Source organism: Mesorhizobium sp. M2A.F.Ca.ET.067.02.1.1 (genome assembly GCF_004023285.1).
Taxonomy (GTDB): domain Bacteria; phylum Pseudomonadota; class Alphaproteobacteria; order Rhizobiales; family Rhizobiaceae; genus Mesorhizobium.
In genome coordinates, this window is record NZ_RZSB01000279.1 from 1 (window position 1) to 7062 (window position 7062).

The following is a 7062-nucleotide window of genomic DNA, read 5'->3' on the forward strand; positions in this document are numbered from 1 at the left end:
ACCAGCACCGGTCCCGGACGCGAGGAGCGCATCAGGTGAAACGCCTTCTGCAGCGCCATCGGCACCAGATAAGGTTCCATGACGGTGACCGCCCATTTGGCGACGGGCGCGGCGATCGAAGCGATGTCGACAGCCTGGAAGTCCTCCTTGTTCAGCCGGGCGCGCGGCGCCTGGCCGGTGATGCAGAGGATCGGGATGGAGTCCGCGGACGCCGAATAGAGGCCGGTGATCATGTCGGTGCCGGCCGGACCGGACGTGCCGATGCAGAGGCCGATATTGCCGGGCTTGGCGCGCGTATAGCCTTCGGCCATATGCGAGGCGCCCTCGACATGGCGGGCAAGCACATGGCGGATGGTGCCGCGCGCCTTCAGCGCCGAATAGAGCGGGTTGATCGCCGCGCCCGGCACGCCGAAGGCATTGGTGATGCCTTCCTTTTCGAGAACGAGAACCGCCGCGTCGACAGCGCGCATCCTGGCCATTGCAAGCCTCCATTTCGTTGGTTGGCTTGATAGTGACAGCGCGCATTCGATTTTTCAATTTTTTCAGAATATTTTTCCAATTTTAGCAAACGGCGCTTACCCGTTGAATTTACGTCATTTTCGGTTTTCCAGAAATTATTCACCCTGCCAAAACCTGAAAAACTTTTTCATTGCACCTCGCGCGAATTCAGCGAGAATGCCGCCTATGGAAACGACGGAAAAACGCCAGCGCGGCCGGCCGCGCGCCTTCAATGGTCCATCCGAAGCGGCGTCGGTGCAGTCGCTCGACCGGGCGCTGCGCATCCTCGCGATCGTCGCCGAGGCCAGCGGCCTGTCGCTCAGCGAAATTGCCGCGCAAAGCGGCATTGCCGCCTCCACAGCCTATAGAATGCTGACGACACTGGAAAACCACGGCATGGTCGAGTTCGATACGACCGACCAGCTCTGGTCGGTCGGCGTCGAGACCTATCGCATGGGCGCCGCCTTCCTGCGCCGCCGCAAGCTGGTCGACCGCGCCCGTATCGTCATGCAGGAGCTGATGGAGAAGACCGGCGAGACCGCCAATCTGGGGGTCGCCGAGGACGATTGCGTCGTCTTCGTCAGCCAGGTCGAGACGCATCAGGCGATCCGCGCCTTCTTCCGGCCGGGCACGCGCAGCCCCTTCCATGCTTCCGGCATAGGCAAGGCGGTGCTGGCGCATCTGGAGCCGGAGCGGGTCGCGGCGATCCTGCGCAAAGCGGGCCTGCAGCGCTACACCGACAAGACGCTGTCCGACATCTCGGCGTTGGCCCATGATCTCGCGACCATCAAGCATCGCGGATGGTCGGTGGACGATGAGGAGCGCCATCCCGGCATGCGCTGCGTGGCCGCGGCCATCTTCAACGAATATGGCGAGCCGATCGGCGGCGTTTCGGTGTCCGGCCCGACGGTGCGGGTCACGCCCGAGCGGCTGGCCGAAATCGGCCCGCTGGTGCACGACGCCGCGGTCGAGGTGACGAAGATGATCGGGGGCGTGAAAGCGTATTAGGATGCGCCGGGCAACGCTCTCTTGGCCGATATCTCTAGGAAATCGAGCAGAATGGCCAGTCCGACGCCGCAGGCCGCCAGGATGAGCCCCGCGAGGAATATCCGACTGGCGCGGTCATGAACGCTTCGCTGCAGGGATTTGATATCGAGCAGGATGGCGAGCGCTCGGATCTGCAGCGCAATGCCGACCAGGATCGGCAGGACGGCGACCAGGTGGTAGGTCTGCCATGGGATCGGGTTGGCCGCCCAATGCGTGATGAAGCCTAGCGAAAACGCAAGCAGGATGCCGACGCCGCCGCCACGCATCCGCAAAGCGAAGCGGCGGATAGAAGGACGACTGTTTTCCGCATCCGTGCCCTTTCGCACGCATCCCGACGCCCCGGCAAGATGGTCAAGCCGGTGGTCCGGCCTGCCTATGCCCGGTCGGATCCTGCCAGGCAACCAGCGATGTACAGCGATTTTGCAAGCGTTTAGTCTGGCTTCGGCACCAAACGAGGGGAGGGTGGCATGGACCAGCAGGATCCCAAGGAAGAACGGGTCGAGCCGGTTTTCCGCAACGGCACCATCACCATCGCCGGTCGAACCCATCGGCAATCCCAGCGGCAACCCGCTGGTCGATCCTGTTCCGATCTCGCTGGCGATGGAGGAGATCGTCACCGCCGGCGTCCGCCAGCACCTGAAGAACCCGCTCGCCGCCAAGTTCGGAACGATGCTCGCCGGAGAACGCAGTTTGAACGGCCGCCACGAAATCGTGGTGTGCGGCTATGTCGACGACAAGGGTTCTTCGGGCGGCAACGAGCCTTTCATCGGCAAGATCTATCCCGATGCCGGAAACAGTTTCGAACTCGTCGCGATAAATGACGCCTCAGTCAGCGGCGCCTGCAAGGCGGCCGGACTGGCGATGCCGGAGCTGAAGCCCAATTCCTAAGTCGGCGAGGCCGGAAAGCTGTTCGCTTCAAATCCAGCCAATCAGGCGAATGTCTAACGCTCGAACGCAAGAAAAGGGGCTGCGCGCAGCCCCTCTTTCCTCGCCCGCCTTTTCTTACAGATGGCAATAGTGCGGGTAACCGTCGTAGCCGATATAGGTGTTCGTATCCGGGTCATAGCTGCCGTAGCGGGCCATGCAGCGGCGAACATGCCAGGAACCTTCGTAGCCGCCTTCCTCGACATAGACGGTGCGGGGCTGCTGCTGGGCGAGCAGGCTGCCGAGCACGAAGCCGCCGACGCCGGCGGCGATGCCGATGCCGAGCTCGCGGCGGTGATGATGGCCGTGGGCGGCCGAAGGCTGGACGGTGCCGACGAGCGAGCCGGCGGCGACGGTGGTGGCGATGAGGCCGGAAACGATGGTGCGCTTGAACATGACGATCTCCTGTTTCATTGGAGAGGCGACCATCCGCCTCTTGATCGTCTGTCGTCGCGGCCTCGAGAAAGGTTCGAAATTTTTCCGAGATTTTTTGAGCGACTATGAAAGTCGAGTGAGTAGTGAGTAGTCGGGGCGCCGAGCGTGCCACCCTACCCACTACTGACTGTTCCCTACTCACTCCCTTCACCCCATCCCCGTGACATGCCTCAGCCAGAAGGCCAGCACGATGAAGCCGACGAAGGTGGCGACGCCGGTCCAGTCGATATTGGCCTTCTTCAGATCGCTGACGACCTTCACCAGGAGAAGCCAGGTCACGACTATGAGCGGCAGGATGATGACGAATCTGATCATGCGGCACCCGTTCGATGCGATTACCTGGACAGGATGTAGGAAGCCGCGCGCCACTTTTCAGCATGCCGGCCAAGCGGCACCGTCCATCAGCAACCCAAAACGGAGTTTTGTCTTTACTGGCGCACGAAATATGCTACCGGAGCGCCCATGCCCTTGTAGCTCAGCTGGTAGAGCAGCGGTTTTGTAAACCGAAGGTCGCGGGTTCGATCCCTGCCGGGGGCACCAGCCAGATATATTGCGCGTGTTTCTTTTGTCGTCTGTCAAGGATCAAAGCTCGCCAACGTCCTCGCCGAAGCGACAGGTGTTTGAGCTGAAACCAATCGCAACGCTGTAGGCCGCCCAGATAGCGGTGGCGTAAGCCATTGGCAGCTTGCAGAAATATCGACGGAAATCGGTTCCCGGCAGTCTCGCGCAATCGGCTATGCGAATCTCGTTTGCCTTTTTCAAAGCCTCCGGTGCTACGGACATTGGAGTTTCCCCTCAGATGTTGTTTAGTCATCGAAGGGCAACGTGGAACGAAGGGCGTGAGGTGGCTGTGAAAAGCCGCGTGAAAATCGCGCAAGAAATCGAAATTCAGAGCAAATCGCGATGAGCTTGGCGCGGCTCGATCTGCTGGGCGGGTTTCGCCTGACGTCTCGGGAGGGAACGAGGCTAGAGGTGCCCGCCAGGAAGAACCGAGCGCTTCTGGGCGTACTCGCCTTGGCGCCGAACCATGAGGCGACCCGCCAGAAGCTCGCCGGGCTCTTGTGGGGGGATCGAGGCGAGGAGCAGGCCAGAAATAGCCTGCGGCAGGCCCTGGCTTCCATGCGCAAGGATTTTGCCGATCAGGAAGCCGATACTCTAATTCTCATCGGAGATCGTGTCGCGCTCAGTCCAAGACGCATATCGGTCGACGTGACGGAGTTCATCGCCGCCTCCGCAAGCCGCGATGCCGCTGGGCTCCGGCAAGCGGCGGATCTCTATGCCGGGCCTTTCCTTGACGGCCTGAGTTCGACGGACGGCGTCTTCGAAGACTGGCTGCGCGACGTCCGCGCCGACTTGTTGGCCCGAGCCATTCGTGTGCTCGAGTCCCTGGCAGCATCGGTGAGCGGTAGCGAGCGTGTCGCGGTGGCTGAGCGGCTGGTGGCCCTCGAACCCCTACGCGAACAGTCACACATTGCCTTGGTTCAGGCCCATGTCTCCATGGGCCAGACGGCTCTTGCCATCAAGCAGTACGAGGCATGCAAGCTGCTGCTAAAGCGCGAGTTGAACGTGGATCCCGGCGACCAACTTCAGCAATTGCGCCGTGTGCTGGACGAGACGTCGGTCACGCGATCTGGCAAGGGTCCATCTAGCCACAGCCCGGTGATAGCGGTTCTTCCCTTCGAGAACATGAGCGGCGATTCCGATCAGGACTATTTCAGCGACGGAATTACAGAGGATATCATTACCGACCTGGGCAGATTTGGTGAACTTCACGTCATTGCCCGCAATTCATCCTTCACCTTCAAGGGCAGAGTTGCCGACACCTCCACCGTCGCGAAGCAGTTGTCTGCCGACTACCTTGTTCAAGGAAGCGTCCGCCGTGCCGGCAACCGGGTGCGGATTTCGTCCCAACTCATAGATATACGGTCCGGCAATCAAATATGGGCAGATCGATTTGATCGAGAACTCGTCGACATTTTCGATCTTCAGGACGAGATCGCCAGAAGCGTGGCCACGATCGTTGCGGGAACGATCCGGATTTCAAGCGTAGAGAAAATACGGCGTGTTCCTATTACTCAACTTGATGCCTATGAACTTTACCTGCAGGCCCGCGTTCGCTTCGTTCGCTATGACACTATCCTGGAAGCGGAGCCTTACCTCGTCAGGGCGATCGAACTGGACCCGAACGTCGCGTCGATCCATGCCATGATGGCGATCGTACTTTCGACAAGATGGCTGCTCGAGGCGAATCCGCACAATCGAGAACTACTCGAGACGGCTTTGGCTCATGGTCGCCGAGCCCTCAAACTCGGACCGCAACAGGCGTGGTCCCATAAGGCGATGGCTCACCCGCTCATGTTCCTGGGGCAACTCGATGAGGCTCTTGCCCACCTGGACCAGGGCGTGAGCCTCAATCCCAATGACATCTGGGTTCGAGCAATCCGCGGTTTGTGCCGCAGCTATATCGGTCAGCACGCGGAAGGGTTGTCCGATATTGACGCATGTGTCGCGCGTGATCCGCTGACTTACGATTGGTTCTGGGACGTGCGGGGGCAGATTCTTTTGGCTCTCGGACGGCATTCGGAGGCAATAAAGTCCTACCGCAATCTCAACTCCTACTCATTTTGGTCATACGCGTTTCTTGCAGTTTGCCATTTGCGGGAGGGCGACGTCGCTCTCGCTGCCGACGCAGTCAGGCAATGCCTGGCCGCCAAACCCGGCCTAACCGTCAGCGCCGTTCTAATAGACCCATATCGGGACCCAAAAATCCTTGAGGGCCTTCGGAACGACCTTCTTGCTCTCGGCATACCCGATGGATGAAAGTCGCAATGCTCGACCGGTTCTCCGCCCGCAAACCGCCATGCCTCAATCGACGAAAGCTCAGAATGTGAAAGGAATGGCTCCCTGCGCGGAGGGGCACGTCAGTGAGGAATAGCGTTGCTGTTTGTGACGCGCTCACACCCCGGATATCGCCGCCACCAGCACCCGGTTCTGCCTTCGTATCGCCGCCCTCAGCTCCGGTATCCTCGCCTCGTCGCGTTTCACGAACTCGATGAACATCATGTTCATGTTGTTGAAGATCAGCTCGCCCACCGCCGAGCCGTCGATGTCGGCGCGCACAAGGCCGATCTGCTGCAGGCGGGCGATCAGCGCGCTGATCTGCCGGGTCAGTTCCCGGTCGAGCGCGGTGTAGGTCTGGCCGAAGAGGCTGTCGGGCAGTTGCGTCGAAATCGCCATCGCCTGGCGCCACATTTCCTTGCTGAGGTAATTCAGCGAGTGCTCGATATAGATGCCGATCAGCGTGTCGAGCGCGTCGCCGACATTGGCGGGCGGGCTGGCGACCACGCCTCGCCCGGCATTCAGCACCTCGTTGACCTCCATGGAAACGATGGCGCCTAGGATGTCCCCCTTGTTCTGGTAGTAATTGTAGATCGTGCCGATCGAGACCTCGGCTTGCGCGGCGATCGCCTCGATCTTGGCGCCTTCGTAGCCGGCCTCGCGAAACAGCGCGGTGGCCGCATCGATGATGCGGCGGTGCCTGTCCGCCTTCTGCCGTTCGCGCAATCCGCTCATATCGGCCTCTTTGCCACAAAATCATAATTGACTCAATTTTAGAATTGGTTCAACTTTTCTTCCAACAAGCCAGCAAGGCAGGGAGAACACTCGATGACCGTCAACGCCCGCAATCCGCTTTCCACCCTCAAGTCCCATCTCGCAGCCGCTTGCGCGGTCGCCGCGCTGCTTCTTGCAGCCGGTGGCGCTGAGGCCGCCGATCTCAATGCGCTGATCTGGTGCGACCACTCCGATCCGGCGCTGCTCGAGCCATTCGAGAAGGCCAACGACGTCAAGGTCAACGTCAAGGAATTCGAGGGCACCGGCGCGGGGCTGGCCATCGTCGACCAGTCGCAGCCCGGCGACTGGGACGTGATGGTGATCGATTCCATCGACGTGCCGCGCGGTGTCGAGAAAGGCCTGTTCGAGCCGCTGCCCGAGGACAAATTGCCCTTCGCCGACCTCTTCCCGGAAGTGAAGATGGACAAGTCGACCATCGTCGACGGCAAGCGCTACGGCATCACCGAAAAGTTCGGCTACAACACGATCGGCTTCAACAAGACCAAGGTCGACCCGGCCGACATGCAGTCGCTGGCCTCGCTCACC

Annotated in this window: 10 protein-coding genes and 1 tRNA gene; 5 read left to right on the forward strand and 6 right to left on the reverse strand. The window is 60.6% G+C overall.

The annotated features are described in order from the left end of the window. On the reverse strand, nucleotides 1-479 hold a 479-nt coding region (locus EOA28_RS19115; protein ID WP_245501550.1), incomplete at its 3' end, for a thiamine pyrophosphate-binding protein. 205 nt (nucleotides 480-684) lie between these two features. Here EOA28_RS19115 and bhcR point away from each other — a divergent pair. Further along, a complete protein-coding gene (bhcR, locus tag EOA28_RS19120) occupies nucleotides 685-1506 on the forward strand; it encodes an HTH-type transcriptional regulator BhcR (RefSeq protein WP_127386159.1) in 822 nt (273 codons plus the stop codon). Here bhcR and EOA28_RS40285 read toward each other — a convergent pair. Continuing rightward, nucleotides 1503-2093: a hypothetical protein gene (locus tag EOA28_RS40285; RefSeq protein ID WP_245501551.1), complete on the reverse strand. Its 591-nt coding sequence runs from the start codon at nucleotides 2091-2093 to the stop codon at nucleotides 1503-1505. The two genes, bhcR and EOA28_RS40285, sit on opposite strands and share 4 nt — an antisense overlap. A gap of 52 nt (nucleotides 2094-2145) precedes the next feature. Here EOA28_RS40285 and EOA28_RS19130 point away from each other — a divergent pair, with 52 nt between their 5' ends. Continuing rightward, the gene (locus tag EOA28_RS19130; RefSeq protein ID WP_189342104.1) at nucleotides 2146-2433 is read left to right on the forward strand and encodes a hypothetical protein; all 288 of its coding nucleotides are present in this window, start codon (nucleotides 2146-2148) and stop codon (nucleotides 2431-2433) included. A gap of 114 nt (nucleotides 2434-2547) precedes the next feature. Here the strand turns inward: EOA28_RS19130 and EOA28_RS19135 are convergent, their stop codons facing one another. Beyond that, nucleotides 2548-2865, reverse strand: a complete 318-nt coding sequence (locus EOA28_RS19135) for a BA14K family protein (RefSeq protein WP_126082823.1) — start codon at nucleotides 2863-2865, stop codon at nucleotides 2548-2550. A 186-nt stretch (nucleotides 2866-3051) separates the two neighbouring features. Next, on the reverse strand, nucleotides 3052-3219 hold the full coding sequence (locus tag EOA28_RS19140) for a hypothetical protein (RefSeq protein WP_095767587.1): 168 nt from the start codon (nucleotides 3217-3219) through the stop codon (nucleotides 3052-3054). Between the two features lie 149 nt (nucleotides 3220-3368). On the opposite strand from EOA28_RS19140, the gene EOA28_RS19145 reads away from it, so the two are divergent. Beyond that, nucleotides 3369-3444, forward strand: a tRNA-Thr gene (locus EOA28_RS19145). A 42-nt stretch (nucleotides 3445-3486) separates the two neighbouring features. Here EOA28_RS19145 and EOA28_RS19150 read toward each other — a convergent pair. Further along, nucleotides 3487-3687, reverse strand: coding sequence for a hypothetical protein (locus tag EOA28_RS19150; protein ID WP_127252503.1), 201 nt, complete (start codon nucleotides 3685-3687; stop codon nucleotides 3487-3489). 120 nt (nucleotides 3688-3807) lie between these two features. Here EOA28_RS19150 and EOA28_RS19155 point away from each other — a divergent pair, with 120 nt between their 5' ends. Next, on the forward strand, nucleotides 3808-5724 hold the full coding sequence (locus EOA28_RS19155) for a BTAD domain-containing putative transcriptional regulator (RefSeq protein ID WP_127386160.1): 1917 nt from the start codon (nucleotides 3808-3810) through the stop codon (nucleotides 5722-5724). 135 nt (nucleotides 5725-5859) lie between these two features. Here EOA28_RS19155 and EOA28_RS19160 read toward each other — a convergent pair whose 3' ends face one another. After that, entirely contained in the window at nucleotides 5860-6477 is a 618-nt protein-coding gene (locus tag EOA28_RS19160; RefSeq protein WP_127252500.1) for a TetR/AcrR family transcriptional regulator, read from the reverse strand. A gap of 93 nt (nucleotides 6478-6570) precedes the next feature. On the opposite strand from EOA28_RS19160, the gene EOA28_RS19165 reads away from it, so the two are divergent. Then, the coding region (locus EOA28_RS19165) for an extracellular solute-binding protein (protein ID WP_128315155.1) at nucleotides 6571-7062 on the forward strand (492 nt) is incomplete at its 3' end.